Origin of the sequence: Pseudomonas berkeleyensis, from assembly GCF_014109765.1 — a bacterium.
In the GTDB taxonomy this organism is placed as follows: Bacteria; Pseudomonadota; Gammaproteobacteria; order Pseudomonadales; family Pseudomonadaceae; genus Aquipseudomonas; species Aquipseudomonas berkeleyensis.
The window spans coordinates 1088412-1104838 of the sequence record NZ_CP059139.1 but is presented as its reverse complement, the minus strand read 5'-3'; the positions used below and the strand labels follow the sequence as shown (position 1 = coordinate 1104838).

Below are 16427 nucleotides of genomic sequence, written 5' to 3'. Positions count from 1 at the left end.
TATTACCTCAGCTTCAGGGTGGCCAGGCCGATCAACACGAGAATCACGGTGATGATCCAGAAGCGGACGATCACGCGTGGCTCGGGCCAGCCCTTGAGTTCAAAGTGGTGGTGAATCGGCGCCATGCGGAACACGCGCTTGCCGGTCAGCTTGAAGCTGGCGACCTGGATGATCACCGACAGGGTTTCCATCACGAACACGCCGCCCATGATGAACAGCACGATTTCCTGGCGGACGATCACGGCAATGGTGCCCAGCGCGGCGCCGAGCGCCAGCGCGCCGACATCGCCCATGAACACTTGCGCCGGGTAGGTGTTGAACCACAAAAAGCCCAGGCCGGCGCCGACCAGTGCGGCGCAGAACACGATCAGCTCACCGGAGCCCGGAACGTAAGGGATCAGCAGGTACTCGGCGAAATTCACGTTGCCCGACAGGTAGCAGAAGATGCCCAGGGCCCCACCAACCATCACGGTCGGTAGGATGGCCAGACCGTCGAGGCCGTCGGTGAGGTTCACCGCATTGCTGGTGCCGACGATGACGAAGTAGGTCAAGACCACGAAGCCGATGCCCAGGGGAATGGCGACATCCTTCAACAGCGGCAGGATCAGGGTGGTCTCCACCGGGCTCTGCGCGGTCATATAAAGGAAGACAGCCGCAGCCAGACCGAACACCGACTGCCAGAAATACTTCCAGCGACTTGGCAGGCCACGCGAGTTCTTCTCGATCACCTTGCGGTAGTCGTCGACCCAGCCAATGGCACCGAACGCCAAAGTCACGGCCAGCACCACCCACACGTAGCGGTTGGACAGGTCAGCCCAGAGCAGGGTGCTGACAGCGATGGCGGTAAGGATCAGCGCGCCGCCCATGGTCGGCGTGCCTTTCTTCGACAGATGCGACTGCGGGCCATCGTTGCGCACGGACTGGCCGATCTGACGCACCTGCAGGGTGCGGATCATCCACGGGCCGAGCCACAGCGACAGCGCCAGGGCGGTGAGCACGCCGAGGATGCCGCGCAGGGTAAGGTACTGAAAGACCGCGAAACCCTTGTGGAACTGTTGCAGGTACTCCGCCAGCAGCAGCAGCATTTAGTGAATCTCCCCAGATACGCCACACAGCGCCGCCACGACCTTGTCCATGGCAGCGCTGCGTGAACCCTTGATTAGTAGTGTGCTGCCGGCCCGCTCGGCGCGAAGCGCTTCGATCAGCTCGGCCTGATCGACGAAGTGGCGGCCTTTTGAGCCAAACTCCTCGACCGCATGACGCATCAGTGGGCCGACGGCATACAGCGCATCGACCTTGCCTGCAGCATGGCGGCCGACATCGCGATGGCCCTGTTCGGCCCACTCGCCCAGCTCGCCCATGTCTCCCAGCACCAGGACGGTGCGACCGGAGAAGCCGGCGAGTATATCCACCGCCGCGCACATCGACACGGGGTTGGCGTTGTAGCTGTCGTCGATCACCCGCACGCCATTCGGCGCCAACTGCGCTACGGCGCGGCCCTTGACCGGTTGCAGATTTTTCAACCCCTCAGCCATCGCGACCAACGGCATACCCAGGGCATGAGCGGCGGCACAGGCAGCCAGTGCATTGGCCACATTGTGTTCACCGAGCAGGTTGAGCTGGATGCGTGCGCTGCCAGCAGGACTGCGCAAGGTGAAACCCTGGCAACCACGCTCATCACGGGCCAGATCGCTGCCGTGGAAGTCGGCGCGGGTATCACGCAGGGCAAAGCTCAGCACGTTGCGCGCGGCAGCGCGGCGCTGCCAGGTGACGAAGGCCTTGTCATCCAGATTGAGCACGGCCACGCCATCGCTCGGCAGGCCTTCGAGGATTTCCCCCTTGGCCTCGACGATCTTTTCCGGGCCACCGAATTCGCCGACATGGGCATTGCCAGCGTTGGTGATGATCGCCACCTGCGGCCGCGTCAGGCTGACGGTGTAGGCAATCTCGCCGACATGGTTGGCGCCCAGTTCGATCACCCCGGCGCGATGTTCCGGCGCCAACTCCAGCAGCGTCAGCGGCGCACCGAGATCATTGTTGAGGTTGCCGCGGGTAGCCAGCACGGCGCCATCCAGACCCGCACGCAGGATCGCAGCAAGCATCTCCTTGACGCTGGTCTTGCCGCTGGAACCGGTCACTGCGGCCAGCGGGCCGGCGAACGCCTGGCGATTCAACGCACCCAGCTGGCCGAGCGCCAAACGGGTATCAGCTACCAGCAACTGCGGCAGCGGCGCATTCGCCACTTCACGCTCGACCAGCGCGGCAACGGCGCCCTTGGCGGCCACGTTAGCCAGATAATCATGGCCGTCGAAACGTGGGCCGGTGAGCGCTACGAACAACTGGCCAGCGGCAATGCTGCGGCTGTCGGTGCCAACAGCAGAGAAGGCCGCATCGGCACCAATGACGCGTGCATTCAGGTCGGCAGCGACTTCACTGAGCAACCAGGGCTTAAGCATGGGCTGCCTCCCAGGCCGCCAGGGCCTTGCTCGCTTCGGTCAGGTCGGAGAACGGCTGACGCACGCCCATGATCTCCTGATAATCCTCATGGCCCTTACCGGCCAGCACCAACACATCGGCAGCCTCGGACTGAGCGACCAAGCGCGCGATGGCATCGCCGCGACCGTGAATGAAGTGCACCGCCTCCGGCGCGACGAAGCCGGCGCGGATGTCGGCGGCGATCTGCGCCGGGTCTTCGGTACGCGGATTGTCGTCGGTCACCCAAACCACATCGGCCAGGCGCTCGGCCGCTGCCGCCATCAATGGACGCTTGCCGCGATCACGATCACCACCACAGCCGAACAGGCAGATCAGACGCCCATCGACATGCGGACGCATGGCTTCGAGCACTTTCTCCAGGGCATCCGGCGTGTGCGCGTAATCGACCACCACCAACGGCTTGTCGCCGCCACCCAGTCGCTGCATGCGGCCGGCCGGCCCCTGCAGCTTCGGCAGTACCTTGAGCACTTCGTCGAGGGCGTAGTCCATGCCGAGCAAGGCGCCGACCACAGCCAGCAGGTTGCTCAGGTTGAAGCGGCCCAGCAGATTGCTGCGCAGCACACCTTCGCCACGTGGCGTAACCAGGCGCGCACGTACGCCGTGATCATCAAAATGCGCTTCGCTGCAATAAAGGAAGGCGCTGGCGTCGTTCAGGCTGTAACCAATCAGGCGGGACTCGTGGCCCTTGGCAGCCAGCTCACGACCAAAGGCATCATCGAGGTTGATCACTCGGCAACGCAGGTTCGGCCAGGCGAACAGCTTGGCCTTGGCGGCGCCGTACGCCTCCATGCTGCCGTGATAATCGAGGTGATCACGCGACAGGTTGGTGAACACCGCCACGTCGAACTCCAGCGCGGCAACCCGGCCCTGATCGAGACCATGGGAAGACACCTCCATGGCGACTGCGCGTGCACCGGCCTGCTTCAGCCCGGCCAGGGTCGCCTGCACGCCAACCGGGTCAGGCGTGGTGTGCTTGCCCTGCTCCAGCGCGCCGTGGAAACCGTTGCCCAGCGTACCGACGATGCCACAAGGCTCGCCCAGCAGATCCAAGGCCTGAGCCAACAATTGACTGACGCTGGTCTTGCCGTTGGTGCCGGTGATGCCAAGCAGGTGCAAACCACGGCTCGGCTCGCCATAGAAACGCCCGGCGATGGCCGAAAGTTGCCCAGCCAGGCCCTTGACCGGCACTAGCACAGCACTCTCTGCATGCATCGGCGCTGCGCCCTGAGCCTCGAAGGCCACGGCAGCCGCGCCACGTGCGATGGCATCGGCGATATGCACGCGACCATCCTGCTGCGTACCGGGCACGGCCAGAAACAGATCGCCCGGACGCACCTTGCGGCTGTCCAGGGTCAGTTCACGAATCAGCACCGAGCTCTCGGCGGCCGGCAGCAATTGATTGAGTGGCATGGGCATCAGAGGCGCCCTCCCTGACCGATGGCTGCCGTCTTCTGCTCAGGCGCAGGCAGGTTGTCCGGTGCGATATTCATCAAGCGCAGCGACCCAGCCATGACGCGACTGAATACCGGAGCGGAAATGAGGCCGCCGTAATAGGCGCCCTTGCCGGGTTCATCGATGACCACGACCAGAGCGATGCGCGGATCCTGCGCGGGAGCGAACCCCGCGAACAGAGAGCGATAGGAATTGGTCTGGTAGCCCTTGGCGCCGGCATTGGTTTTGCGGGCGGTGCCGCTCTTGCCGGCAACGTGGTAGCCAGGCACCTGCGCACGGAACACACCACGCGGCGCTTCGACCACCTGCTGCAGCATGCCCTGCAGGGTCTTGGCCACTTCGGTCGGCACCACCTGCATCGCGTTCGGCTTGCGATCCACACGAATCATCGACAGCGGCACCATGCCACCGCCGTTACCCAGTGCCGCGTAGGCATGCGCCAGTTGCACCGCGGTCACCGACAAGCCATAGCCATAGGAAAGGGTCGCGGTTTCCGCCTGGCGCCATTGCCGATGGTTCGGCAGGTTACCGACGCGCTCGCCTGGGAAGCCCAGGCCAGTGTCTCGACCGAAGCCCAGATTGCTCATGACCTGATAGAGATTTTCGCCACCCACGTCGAAAGCGACCTTGCTCATGCCGACGTTGCTGGAGTTGATCAGGATGCCGGTCAGATCCAGCGCAGGCCCTTGGGTACGGGACACGTCACGAATGGTGTAGCGACCGATCTGCAAGCTGCCATTGCCCACCTGCACCACATCGCTGGGTTTCCAGCGACCGGTTTCCAGGGCAGCGGCCATCGACAGTGGCTTGATGGTCGAGCCTGGCTCGAACACATCGATCATCGCGCGGTTACGCATCGCTGCCGGGGTCAGGCTGCGGCGATTGTTGGGGTTGTAGGTCGGATGGTTGACCATGGCCAGCACTTCGCCGGTCTTCACGTCGACCATCACCAGGCTGCCAGCCTTGGCGTCGTTTTCCAGCAGTGCGTTACGCAACTCGCGGTGCGCCAGGTACTGCAGGCGCAGGTCGATGGACAACGCCAAGGCCTTGCCGGCCTTGGCGTTCTGCGCAACCTGTACATCCTTGATCAACTTGCCGCGCCGATCCTTGAGTACCTGGCGCTTGCCCGGAATGCCGGCCAGCCACTCCTCATAGGCCAGCTCCATGCCCTCGCGGCCACGGTCGTCGATATCGGTGAAGCCAACCACATGGGCCGCCACCTCACCTGCCGGGTAGAAACGGCGAAACTCTTCGATGGCGTAAACGCCAGGCACTTTCAGATCCAGCACGCTCTGCCCCTTCTCGGGAGTCAGGCCACGCACCAGGTACATGAACTCGCGCTCCTTGTTCTGCTCCAGACGCGCCGCGAAGCTGCCCGGCTCCTGACCCAGAGCGGCTGCCAGTGCAGGCCACTGCTCGCGCCCGGCCTGCAGCTCCTTGCCATTGGCCCACAGCGTGGTGACCGGCGTACTGACGGCCAGTGGCTCGCCGTTGCGATCGGTGATCAGGCCGCGGTGTGCAGGAATAGGAATGTGGCGCACGCTGCGCGCATCGCCATGCGCCTTGAGGAAGTCGTGGTCGAGCACCTGCAGGTCGAGCATGCGCCAGGCAATGGCGCCGACCATCAGGGCGAGCAGCGCCAGCACCAGGCGGAAACGCCAGGGGTAGAGCGCGCCTTCGAGGCCGATCATGGCTGCACCATGCGCACGGCGGCAGGATCGGGGATGTGCATCTTCAACTGCTCGGTGGCCAGCGCCTCGATGCGGTTATGCGCAGTCCAGGTGCTCTGCTCGAGAATCAGCCGGCCCCATTCAGCCTGCGCCTTGTCGCGCACGCTGAGCTCGCCATACAGCTCGTTGAGCAACTGACGGTTCCAGTGAGCGCTGTAGGACACCGCCAACGCAGAAAGCAGAATGGCGATGAACAACAGCAGCATCAGAAAGCTGCCACTGGGCATGGAGCGAACCAGACGGCGGCTCACCGCAACTTCTCCGCAATGCGCATCACCGCACTCCGCGAGCGCGGATTGGCCTTGAGCTCGGCATCGCCGGCATAGACCGGCTTGCCAATCAGCTTCAGACGCGGCTCGAATGCCTTGGGAATGATCGGCAGGTCGCGCGGCAACTTGTCTGCCTCGCCCTTGGCCTGACGCTTCATGAACTGTTTGACGATGCGATCTTCCAGCGAATGGAAGCTGATCACCACCAGGCGCCCACCCACCTCCAGTGCTTCCAGCGCTGCGTCCAGGCCACGTTCGAGATCGCCCAGTTCGTTGTTGACGTGGATGCGGATACCCTGGAACGCACGCGTTGCTGGGTTCTTGCCCTTTTCCCAGGCCGGATTGGCAACGGTGAGCACTTGCGCCAGATCAGCTGTGCGGGTGAACGGCTGCTCAGCGCGGCGCTGCACCACGGCACGCGCCATACGCTTGGCGAAGCGCTCTTCGCCGTAATCCTTGAGCACGCGCGCGATTTCGTCTTCGTCCGCCATGGCGATCCAGTCAGCGGCACTCACCCCGGCATCCGGATTCATGCGCATGTCCAGCGGGCCGTCATTGAGAAAACTGAAACCGCGCTCGGGATCATCCAGCTGTGGCGAAGAGACGCCCAGGTCGAGCAGGATGCCCGAGACAGAGCCGGCCAGGCCGCGGACAACGGACTCCTCGCCAAGTTCCGCAAAACTGCGCTGCACAACGACAAAGCGGCCGTCTTCGGCCGCCAATGCTTCCCCGGTGGCTATCGCCAGGGGATCTTTGTCGAACCCCAAGAGCCGCCCACCTGGGCCAAGCTTCTGCAAGATCAACCGACTGTGCCCGCCACGCCCGAAGGTGCCATCGATATAGCAACCGTCCGCGCGCACAGCGAGGCCCTCGACGGCCTCGTCGAGCAGCACAGTAATATGGCGGAAGCTGCTATCGGTCATGGTCACAGGATCAAGTCACGCAAATCATCGGAAAGGGCACCCGGCTGCTTGATGGCGGCCAGGTCGGCTTCGGCTACGGCATTCCAGGTATCTTCATCCCAGAGTTGAAACTTGTTCAGTTGGCCGACGAGCATCGCGCGCTTATCCAGCTTGGCGTACTCGCGCAGACGCGGCGGCACTAGGAAGCGGCCACTGGCATCAAGCTCCAGATCGACGGCATTACCGATCAACAAGCGCTGCAGGCGGCGGTTCTCTTCACGAAAGGAAGCCAGCTCGCGCAGCTTGTTCTCGATCAGCTCCCATTCGGCCAACGGATAGACACAGAGACAGGGGTCGACAGCATCAATGGTGACGATGAGCTGGCCTGCACAACGCGAAACGAGCTCGTCACGATACCGACTCGGCATCGCGAGGCGCCCTTTGGCGTCGAGACTGATGGCGTTAGCTCCGCGAAACACGGCTGCGCTTCCCCTGTAATTAGCTTTCCATGCCCATAAAAACCCACTTCATGCCACTTTTTACCACTCGCGCACACTATAGGAACGCGTACGCCCCACCGTCAAGGCGCGTCAGAAGGGAAAAATCCTTACAGGACGGAGATTTAGCGAACAAAAGCGAGGAGAAAAACGATGCCAGGAGGGAAAAACGACACGCAAAATCCAGCCATTCCAGCGAGCTGAAAATCAAACTTAAAGTAGTTTCTTAAGAGTAAGATTTTTTCGGTATCAGACGGGCGGGGATTTAGAAGTGCACAACGAGGAGAAGAAAGGTGGAGAGTCGATCTGTAAGCCGGGTTCTGTCGAGGACAGCCATTCCTCTACGACGTACATCACTGCACGTCTTTAGCAACCTACCCGGTTCCAGCGCGGGCCACGCCAATGGAACCCTATTTGGTCTTGCTCCGAGTGGGGTTTACCTGGCCACGGACTGTTGCCAGCCGTGCGGTGCGCTCTTACCGCACCTTTTCACCCTTACCGGCGCCGAAGCGCTTAGGCGGTTATTTTCTGTGGCACTTTCCGTAGGCTCACGCCTCCCAGGCGTTACCTGGCACTCCGCCCTATGGAGCCCGGACTTTCCTCCCCCCCGCTTCGCGGAACGAAACAAGGCAGCGACTGTCCGATCGACTCTCCGCCGGCAAGGGTACCGGGGGTGATGGCAAGCTGCAAGCCAGACCGACGGCTTACACCTAACCCTTGCGTTCCAGCGCGACCTGATAGAGCACATTCTTGCGCACCCCGGTGATCTCCGCCGCCAACGCGGCTGCGCGCTTGAGCGGCATTTCCGCCAGCAGCAGGTCAAGCACCCGCAACGCCTCGGCGCTCACCGCTTCATCACCTTCCGGCGCCTGCCAACCAGCCACCAGCACCACGCACTCGCCCCGCTGCTGATTACTGTCAGCGGCAACCCAGGCGCACAATTCATCCAGCGGCAATCCCTTCAGCGTCTCGAAAGTCTTGGTCAGCTCGCGGGCAAGCAAGGCCTGTCGCTCACCCCCGAAAACCGCGCGCATATCCTCCAGGCATTCAAGAATGCGATGCGGCGCCTCGTAGAAGATCAATGTGCGCGGCTCTTCACGCACTTGCTCCAGCCGCGAACGACGCCCCGCTGCCTTGGCCGGCAGAAAACCTTCGAAGATGAAACGATCCGATGGCAGACCAGCAGCCGAAAGCGCAGCGATCAATGCGCAAGCACCTGGCACCGGCACCACCGGAAAACCAGCAGCGCGTACCTGACGAACCAGATGGAAACCCGGATCGGAAATCAACGGCGTCCCCGCATCGGAGATCAACGCCACATCCTCGCCAGCCTCCAGCCGGGCAATGAAACGACCGCCCTGCTCACGCTCATTGTGCTCATGACAGGCAGCCAAGGGCGTCGCAATGCCGAAATGCTGCATCAAGCGGGCGGAGTGACGGGTATCCTCGGCAGCGATCAGCGCCACCTCCCGCAGAATCCGTAACGCCCGGGCACTGATGTCGTCCAGATTGCCGATTGGTGTGGCGACCACATATAAGGTGCCGGGCTGAACACTGGCGACAGCGGGCTGAGTCACAAGAAACACCTCGTTAATTGAAAGACCGCTCATTCTAGCCGGTTAAGTCCCGGCGGCATCGCATGGATCTCGACCCTTGGGTACAATCGCCGCTCGTTTTGCTCAAGTATCAGGATGACCCGATGATCGCTAGCCTGCGCCCTCTTTCTGCTCTCGTTCTGGCAGGCCTGCTCGCCGCCTGCGCCAGCTCGCCCTCCAACAACCTGGGCCAGCTGCCGCGCACCCCGCAGGCCAGTATCGAGCAGATGCTCCAGCAAGCCGACGCCAGCAAGCCGGAGCAAGCCGCCCTGCTGCGCCTGTCCGCCGCCGACCAGGCCTACCAGCAGAAAGACGTAGCGCGCGCCGCACGCATTCTGGAACAGATCGACATCGCCAGCCTGCAACCCGCGCAACAGATCTTCGCCAGTACGCTGAAGGCCGAGCTGGCTCTGGAGCGCAAGCAGGCCAAGAGCGCTTTGAAGGCACTGCAACACCCTAGCCTGGAACGCCTGGGCGAACTGCCGGTGGAACAGCAGATCCGCACTCAGCTGGTTCGCGCCCGCGCACTGGAGGCCGATGGCCAGACCCTGGCCGCTGCCCGCGAACGCGTGTTCATTGCCCCACTGCTGAGCGGCCAAGCCGCCCGCGACAACCACGAGAACATCTGGGCACTGGTCTCCAACCTGCCACCCCAGACATCCGCAGGTGCCGACAGCGACCTGGCCGGCTGGCTGGAACTGGCTCGCGCCACCAAAAGTGGCGCCACACTGGAACAGCAGCAAGCCGCCATCGACCAGTGGGTCGCCCAGAACCCGCAACACCCGGCAGCCGAACAACTGCCAGAGGCACTGAGCAAACTGCGCGAACTGGCCAGCCAACCACTGACCCGCATCGCCCTGCTACTGCCCCAGGAAGGCCAATTGGCCAGCGTCGCACGCGCCCTGCGTGACGGCTTCCTCGCCGCTCATTACGAAGCGCAGCAGGCCGGTCAAAACCCGCCGGACATCAAACTCTACGACAGCGCCCGCATCGGCTCGCTGGACGCCTTCTACCAACAGGCACAGGCCGACGGCGTGCAACTGGTGGTTGGCCCACTGGAGAAGCCTCTGGTCAAACAGCTGAGTGACCGCGAACAACTGCCTATCACCACCCTGGCACTGAACTACAGCGACTCCAGCCAGGAAGGCCCAGCGCAGTTATTCCAGTTCGGCCTGGCCGCCGAAGACGAAGCCCGCGAAGTCGCTCGTCGTGCCTGGAACGACGGCATGCGCCGCGCCGTGGCCCTGGTGCCTCGCGGCGAATGGGGTGACCGCGTACTCGATGCCTTCCGCCAGAGCTGGCAAGCCCAGGGCGGCACCCTGATCGCTGCCGAGCACGTCGACCAACCAGTGGAACTGGCCCGGCAGATCGCCGACCTGTTCCAACTGCGCGAGAGTGAAGCACGCGCCCGCCGCCTGCAGAACACCCTGGGCACCAGCCTGGATGCGCAGCCCGCACGTCGCCAGGACGTCGATTTCATCTTCCTGGCAGCGACCCCGCAACAGGCGCAACAGATCAAGCCGACCCTGGCCTTCCAGTACGCAGGCGACGTACCGGTCTACGCCACCTCGCACCTGTTCACTGGCGCCCACAGCCAGGCGCAGTACCAGGATCTGGAGGGCATCCGCTTCTGCGAAACCCCATGGCTGCTGGACGCCCACGCACCGCTGCGCCAGGAAGTCAGCAACCAGTGGCCGCAAGCCGGTGGCAGCCTCGGCCGCCTCTACGCCATGGGCGTCGACGCCTATCGCCTGGCACCACGCCTGGGACAACTCAAGGCACTGCCGGAGTCGCGTATCGATGGCCTGTCCGGCAGCCTCAGCCTGAACCCGGCACAACGCATCGAGCGCCAACTGCCGTGGGCCGAGTTCCGTGGCGGTCAGGTTCAGCGACTCCCCGACAGCATCAATTGAGCACCCACAACGATCTGGGCCGTGCCGCCGAGCAGGCGGCACGTCAGCATCTGGAACGGAACGGCTTGCGCCTGATCGAACAGAACTGGAGATGTCGTCAGGGCGAGCTCGATCTGGTCATGCTTGATGGCGATACAGTAGTATTCGTCGAAGTCCGCGCCCGCCGTCACAGCGCCTGGGGCGGCGCCCTGGAGAGTGTCGATGCGCGCAAGCGTGGCAAGTTGATCATGGCCGCCGAGCTCTTCCTCCAGCAGCAGTCTCGCTGGGCACGCCACCCCTGCCGCTTCGACGTGGTCGCCATCAGCACTGGCGGCGCCACACATCTCGACTGGATCAAGAACGCCTTCGACGCCTGAAGACCGCACACTCAAGGTTTATCCGATGGACATGCAATCCCGAATCCTCCAGCTCTTCCAAGCCAGTATCGACACCAAGCAACAGGCCATGGAAGTCCTGACTCCCTACATCGAGCACGCCAGCATGGTGATGGTTCAGGCGCTGCTCAACGAGGGCAAGATTCTTACCTGCGGCAATGGTGGCTCAGCGGGCGACGCCCAGCACTTTTCCTCCGAACTGCTCAACCGCTTCGAGCGCGAGCGCCCGAGCCTGCCGGCCATCGCCCTGACCACCGACAGCTCGACCATCACCTCGATCGCCAACGATTACAGCTACAACGAGATTTTCTCCAAGCAGATTCGCGCACTCGGCCAACCTGGCGACGTGCTGCTGGCCATTTCCACCAGCGGCAACTCGGCAAATGTCATCCAGGCCATTCAAGCTGCACATGATCGCGAGATGACCGTTGTAGCCCTCACCGGACGCGATGGCGGCGGTATGGCCTCGCTACTCTTACCCGAGGACGTGGAAATCCGCGTTCCGGCCAAAGTCACCGCACGTATCCAGGAAGTCCACCTGCTGGTCATCCACTGCCTGTGCGACCTGATCGATAGTCAATTGTTTGGGAGTGAAGAATGAAACGTTCCGCACTGATCATTGCCGCCCTGGCCTTTTCACTGGTGCTCGCGGGCTGCGGCAGCCGCAGCATCGGCAACAAGATCGACGACCAGTTCCTCGGCCCGGATGTGGCATCGCAGATCAGCAACGCTCACGCCGACCTGTCCACCCCCACGTCGCGCATCGTCGTCACCAGCTACAACGGTGTGATCCTGCTCGCCGGCCAGACGCCACGCAGCGAACTGAAGGATCTGGCCGCCCAGACTGCGCGTCGCGTACAAGGCGTGAAGAAGGTTTACAACGAACTGCAAGTACAACACCCTGCATCGCTGCTGGCACGCAGCAATGACTCGCTGCTGACCACCAAGATCAAGGCCCAGATGCTCGGCGACGCCAGTGTGCCGAGCACACGCGTCAAAGTGGTCACCGAGAACGGCATCGTCTACATGCTCGGCCTGGTTACCCGCGAAGAGGCCAACGCCTCCACGCGAGTCGTACAGAGCGTATCGGGCGTGCAGAAAGTGGTGCGACTGTTCGAGTACACCAACTGAGTCGCTCAAGTACAGCAAACAAAACGGGGCGCCACTGGCGCCCCGTTTTCATTGGTACACGTCTTACTTGACCACTTTGAGGCTCGGCCGACCACTGGGGCGTGGCGGCTCGCCACCACCGTCAGGCCCGTCATCGTCCGGGCCCGACTCTTCCGGACCACCGGCAACCGGCGGTTCCACGTCGAAGACCATGCCCTGACCATTCTCACGCGCATAGATCGCCAATATCGCTGGTACGGGGATATACAGCGTATGAGCCACACCGCCAAAGCGCCCTTCGAAACTCACCGCCTGATTGTCCATGTGCAGCTGACGAACCGCGCTGGGCGACGCATTCAACACGATCTGACCATCACTAGCGAAACCCGACGGAACCTGCACGCCGGTGTATTCGGCATTGACCAGCAGATGCGGCGTGCAGTCGTTATCGACTATCCACTCGTAAAGCGCACGAACCAGGTAAGGACGGCTGGAATTCATGGTTTTCCTCCTAAGTCTCAGCGCATTGCGCGCTCGGCAGCGGAAAGACTGGCCTGAAAGGTATCACGAGCGAACTGACGCTCCATGTAGTCAAGCAAAGGCTTGGCCGGGCGCGGCAACTCGATTCCCAATAGCGGCAAGCGCCAGAGAATCGGCAGCAGACAGCAATCCACCAGACTCAGCTCCTCACTGAGAAAGAACGGCTTGTCAGCGAACAGCGGCGAGACACCCGTCAGGCTCTCACGGAGCTCCTTGCGCGCCAGCTGGCGTTCGACCTCCTTGGTGCGCTTGTCGAGAATACGGTCGACCAGCGCGCACCAGTCACGCTGGATACGATGCATCAGCAGGCGACTATTGGCACGCGCCACCGGATAGACCGGCAACAACGGCGGATGCGGATAGCGCTCGTCCAGATACTCCATCACCACGGACGACTCGTACAACGCCAGGTCACGATCGACCAGGGTCGGCACGCTGCCGTAGGGGTTCACTTCAGCCAGCTTGGGTGGGCAACGGCCCAGCTCGACATCGACGATCTCGACGCTGACACCTTTCTCGGCGAGCACCAGACGCACGCGATGGGAATAGTGATCGGCGGGGTCGGAGTAGCAGGTCAACCTATTGGTCACCGCCATGGCGATCCTCCTCGCTTTTTTGGTTTTCCAGAAACACGAAAAATTGCCGTGAGCAATTTCTGACGTCGCAGGCGACGGACTCACAAGGAAACCGTCAGGTATGGAAGGCATAAAAACCTGCGCGCCCATGAAGGGCGCGCAGGTTTGCTTGTCACAGGTCGAACGACTTAGTGCACGTCCTTCCAGTACTCACGCTTGAGCAGGTAGGCGAACACGAAGAAGAACGCCAGGTACAGCAGCACATAGGTGCCGATGCGCTGGGACTCCAGCTTGACCGGGTTGGCCGAGTAGGCCAGGAAGGTCACCAGGTTCTTCACCTTTTCGTCGAACTCGGCTTCGCTCAGCTTGCCGGTGTTCGGCTCGACGGTCAGTTGATCGCAGGCCTCGTGGGTGATCGGCGTACCGGTCAACGGGTCGAACTGCTTCTTGCCGTTATCCACTACCTGAACCTGCTTGCAACCAATGACCTGATTGCCCTGCAGGCTGACCAGCACGTTGGGCATACCCACGTTCGGGAACACCTTGTTATTGGCGCCCAACGGACGAGTCGGGTCAGCGTAGAAGGTACGCAGGTAGGTATACAGCCAATCGGTACCACGCACACGAGCGACCAGAGTCAGATCGGGCGGTGCCGCGCCGAACCATGCCTTGGCATCGGCCGGCTTCATGCCGATCTTCATGTGGTCACCAATCTTGGCGTCGTTGAACACCAGATTCTCCAGCATGACTTCGTGCGGGATACCGAGGTCATCGGCAACACGCTCGTAGCGCTGATACTGGGCCGAGTGGCAACCCATGCAGTAGTTGGCGAAAGTACGCGCGCCATCCTGCATGGCAGCCTTGTCGCGCAGGTCGATATCCACCTTGTCCAGCGGATAGTTGCTGGCAGCGCCCATGGCCAGGGCCGGCAGCGCAGCGAAAACAAATGCAGCGAAGAGCTTTTTCATCAGCCAGTCACCCTTTCCGGAACCGGTTTGGTCTTCTCCATCCTGGTGTAGAACGGCATCAGGATGAAGTACGCGAAGTACAGGAACGTGCAGATCTGCGACAGCAGGGTACGACCCGGGGTCGGAGCCAACACACCCAGTACGCCGAGGATGACGAAGGAGATGCAGAAGATCACCAGCCAGATCTTGCTCAGCCACCCCTTGTAACGCATGGACTTGACCGGGCTACGATCCAGCCATGGCAGGACGAACAGCACAGCGATTGCAGCGCCCATGGCGATAACGCCCAGGAGCTTGTCCGGCACCGCACGCAGGATCGCGTAGAACGGCGTGAAGTACCAAACCGGAGCGATGTGATCAGGCGTCTTGAACGGGTTGGCCGCTTCGAAGTTCGGCTTCTCGAGGAAGTAGCCACCCATTTCCGGGAAGAAGAACACCACGAAGCAGAACACGAAGAGGAAGACCACAACACCGACGATGTCTTTCACGGTGTAGTAAGGGTGGAACGCGATGCCATCGAGCGGCACACCGTTCTCGTCCTTGAACTTCTTGATGTCGACGCCATCAGGGTTGTTCGAACCAACTTCGTGCAGCGCCAGAATGTGCAGCACGACCAGGCCGAGCAGAACGATCGGCAGCGCGATCACGTGCAGGGCGAAGAAGCGGTTCAGGGTGATGCCGGAAATCAGGTAGTCGCCACGGATCCACTGAGTCAGGTCATCGCCGATTACCGGGATGGCACCGAACAGCGAGATGATCACCTGGGCACCCCAGTAGGACATCTGGCCCCACGGCAGCAGGTAGCCCATGAAGGCTTCGGCCATCAGCACCAGGTAGATCAGCATGCCGAAGATCCACACCAGCTCGCGCGGCTTCTGATAGGAGCCGTAGAGCAGGCCGCGGAACATGTGCAGGTAGACCACCACGAAGAACGCCGAAGCGCCGGTGGAGTGCAGGTAGCGCAGGATCCAGCCGTACTCGACATCACGCATGATGTATTCGACGGAGGCGAAAGCTTCCTCGGCGGACGGCGTGAAGCTCATGGTCAGCCAGATACCGGTAACGATCTGGTTGACCAGCACCAGCAGTGCCAGCGAGCCAAAGAAGTAGAAGAAGTTGAAGTTCTTCGGTGCGTAGTATTTGGAGAGATGGTCTTCCCACATCTTGGTGGCGGGGAAGCGCGCATCCACCCATTCCATGAATTTGCTCATCAGGCCTTCTCCTGGTCCACACCGATGATGATCACATCATCCGTCTCGTAGCTGTAGGGCGGCACCGGCAGGTTCAGCGGAGCCGGCTGCGCCTTGTAGACACGCCCAGCGAGGTCGTAACGAGAACCATGGCAGGGGCAGAAGTAACCGCCGACCCACTCGGCGCCCAGATCGGCCGGAGCCACTTCCGGACGGAAGGACGGCGAGCAACCCAGGTGAGTGCACAGACCGACCAGCACCAGCAGTTCGGGCTTGATCGAGCGAGTCTTCTTGTCGACGTACTCCGGCTGCACGGAAGCAGCGGATTCAGGGTCAGCTACGCTGCCTTCGATCTTGGTCAGGTTAGCCAGGATCTCCTCGGTACGGCGCACGATGAACACCGGCTGACCGCGCCACTCAGCAACCATCTGCTGACCCGCCTCGATCTTGCTGACGTTCACCTTCACCGGTGCACCGGCCGCCTTGGCCTTGGCACTGGGGAACCATGACCCCACGAACGGAGTCGCAGCACCTACCGCTCCTGCAGCACCCACCACGGAGGTGGCTGCAACCAGGAAGCGACGCCGGCCTGCATTCACGCCGTCATTGCTCATTCAGTCGTCTCCCATCAGCTTTGTGGCCTGTTGTTCAGGCCTCTACTAAGTAAAAATCGGGCCGCGCAAAAAATTCGCCAAATGGTAAAGAAAAGCCCCTTTTCTGACAAGGTAATTACCCGCCAAGAGGCTGACGAAAGCCTTGTCGCGCGCGGCCTGCGCGCGTGCGGCACGTTGTCGCATCATTTCGCCACGCCCATAA

General features: G+C 62.1%; 17 protein-coding genes and 1 other RNA gene. 4 read left to right on the top strand and 14 right to left on the bottom strand.

Annotation, left to right across the window (positions count from 1 at the left end; genetic code table 11):
* Positions 1 to 2: 2 nt before the first annotated feature.
* From mraY to rsmI, 9 genes are all read right to left on the bottom strand, one after another.
* The gene (gene mraY / locus HS968_RS05100) at positions 3 to 1085 is read right to left on the bottom strand and encodes a phospho-N-acetylmuramoyl-pentapeptide-transferase (protein ID WP_119694803.1); all 1083 of its coding nucleotides are present in this window, start codon (positions 1083 to 1085) and stop codon (positions 3 to 5) included.
* Positions 1086 to 2456: a UDP-N-acetylmuramoyl-tripeptide--D-alanyl-D-alanine ligase gene (locus tag HS968_RS05095; protein WP_182370435.1), complete on the bottom strand. Its 1371-nt coding sequence runs from the start codon at positions 2454 to 2456 to the stop codon at positions 1086 to 1088. It lies immediately after the preceding gene.
* Positions 2449 to 3912: a UDP-N-acetylmuramoyl-L-alanyl-D-glutamate--2,6-diaminopimelate ligase gene (locus tag HS968_RS05090; RefSeq protein ID WP_182370434.1), complete on the bottom strand. Its 1464-nt coding sequence runs from the start codon at positions 3910 to 3912 to the stop codon at positions 2449 to 2451. The genes HS968_RS05095 and HS968_RS05090 overlap by 8 nt, the downstream gene beginning before the upstream one ends.
* Entirely contained in the window at positions 3912 to 5639 is a 1728-nt protein-coding gene (locus HS968_RS05085; RefSeq protein WP_119694806.1) for a peptidoglycan D,D-transpeptidase FtsI family protein, read from the bottom strand. Before HS968_RS05085 ends, HS968_RS05090 begins: the two co-directional genes overlap by 1 nt.
* Positions 5636 to 5905: a cell division protein FtsL gene (gene ftsL / locus HS968_RS05080; RefSeq protein ID WP_218886868.1), complete on the bottom strand. Its 270-nt coding sequence runs from the start codon at positions 5903 to 5905 to the stop codon at positions 5636 to 5638. Before ftsL ends, HS968_RS05085 begins: the two co-directional genes overlap by 4 nt.
* Before the next feature lie 20 nt (positions 5906 to 5925).
* Positions 5926 to 6870: a 16S rRNA (cytosine(1402)-N(4))-methyltransferase RsmH gene (gene rsmH, locus HS968_RS05075; RefSeq protein ID WP_182370433.1), complete on the bottom strand. Its 945-nt coding sequence runs from the start codon at positions 6868 to 6870 to the stop codon at positions 5926 to 5928.
* A 2-nt stretch (positions 6871 to 6872) separates the two neighbouring features.
* Positions 6873 to 7328 (bottom strand): division/cell wall cluster transcriptional repressor MraZ, encoded by a 456-nt coding sequence (gene mraZ, locus HS968_RS05070; protein WP_031303041.1) that lies wholly within the window; start codon positions 7326 to 7328, stop codon positions 6873 to 6875.
* A gap of 311 nt (positions 7329 to 7639) precedes the next feature.
* Positions 7640 to 7998: RNase P RNA component class A (rnpB, locus tag HS968_RS05065), an RNA gene on the bottom strand.
* 58 nt (positions 7999 to 8056) lie between these two features.
* A complete protein-coding gene (gene rsmI, locus HS968_RS05060; RefSeq protein ID WP_182370432.1) occupies positions 8057 to 8956 on the bottom strand; it encodes a 16S rRNA (cytidine(1402)-2'-O)-methyltransferase in 900 nt (299 codons plus the stop codon).
* 89 nt (positions 8957 to 9045) lie between these two features.
* Between rsmI and HS968_RS05055 the strand changes: the two genes are divergently transcribed.
* From HS968_RS05055 to HS968_RS05040, 4 genes are read left to right on the top strand one after another with little or no spacing between them, the layout of a single operon-like run.
* The gene (locus HS968_RS05055; protein WP_182370430.1) at positions 9046 to 10854 is read left to right on the top strand and encodes a penicillin-binding protein activator; all 1809 of its coding nucleotides are present in this window, start codon (positions 9046 to 9048) and stop codon (positions 10852 to 10854) included.
* Positions 10851 to 11210: a YraN family protein gene (locus HS968_RS05050; protein ID WP_182370429.1), complete on the top strand. Its 360-nt coding sequence runs from the start codon at positions 10851 to 10853 to the stop codon at positions 11208 to 11210. Before HS968_RS05055 ends, HS968_RS05050 begins: the two co-directional genes overlap by 4 nt.
* Positions 11211 to 11235: 25 nt before the next feature.
* The gene (locus tag HS968_RS05045) at positions 11236 to 11829 is read left to right on the top strand and encodes a phosphoheptose isomerase (protein ID WP_119694812.1); all 594 of its coding nucleotides are present in this window, start codon (positions 11236 to 11238) and stop codon (positions 11827 to 11829) included.
* A complete protein-coding gene (locus tag HS968_RS05040; RefSeq protein ID WP_182370427.1) occupies positions 11826 to 12359 on the top strand; it encodes a BON domain-containing protein in 534 nt (177 codons plus the stop codon). Before HS968_RS05045 ends, HS968_RS05040 begins: the two co-directional genes overlap by 4 nt.
* 63 nt (positions 12360 to 12422) lie before the next feature.
* On the opposite strand, the gene HS968_RS05035 is transcribed toward HS968_RS05040, so the two are convergent.
* The 5 genes from HS968_RS05035 to petA form a co-directional block, all read right to left on the bottom strand.
* Complete coding sequence (locus tag HS968_RS05035; protein ID WP_182370426.1) at positions 12423 to 12839, bottom strand: ClpXP protease specificity-enhancing factor; 417 nt, start codon at positions 12837 to 12839, stop codon at positions 12423 to 12425.
* 17 nt (positions 12840 to 12856) lie between these two features.
* Positions 12857 to 13474 (bottom strand): glutathione S-transferase N-terminal domain-containing protein, encoded by a 618-nt coding sequence (locus HS968_RS05030; RefSeq protein WP_182370425.1) that lies wholly within the window; start codon positions 13472 to 13474, stop codon positions 12857 to 12859.
* 167 nt (positions 13475 to 13641) lie between these two features.
* A complete protein-coding gene (locus HS968_RS05025; protein WP_179623932.1) occupies positions 13642 to 14421 on the bottom strand; it encodes a cytochrome c1 in 780 nt (259 codons plus the stop codon).
* Positions 14421 to 15632, bottom strand: coding sequence for a cytochrome b (locus tag HS968_RS05020; RefSeq protein ID WP_179623931.1), 1212 nt, complete (start codon positions 15630 to 15632; stop codon positions 14421 to 14423). Before HS968_RS05020 ends, HS968_RS05025 begins: the two co-directional genes overlap by 1 nt.
* Positions 15632 to 16225, bottom strand: coding sequence for a ubiquinol-cytochrome c reductase iron-sulfur subunit (gene petA / locus HS968_RS05015; RefSeq protein ID WP_106738908.1), 594 nt, complete (start codon positions 16223 to 16225; stop codon positions 15632 to 15634). The genes HS968_RS05020 and petA overlap by 1 nt, the downstream gene beginning before the upstream one ends.
* Positions 16226 to 16427: the final 202 nt, after the last annotated feature.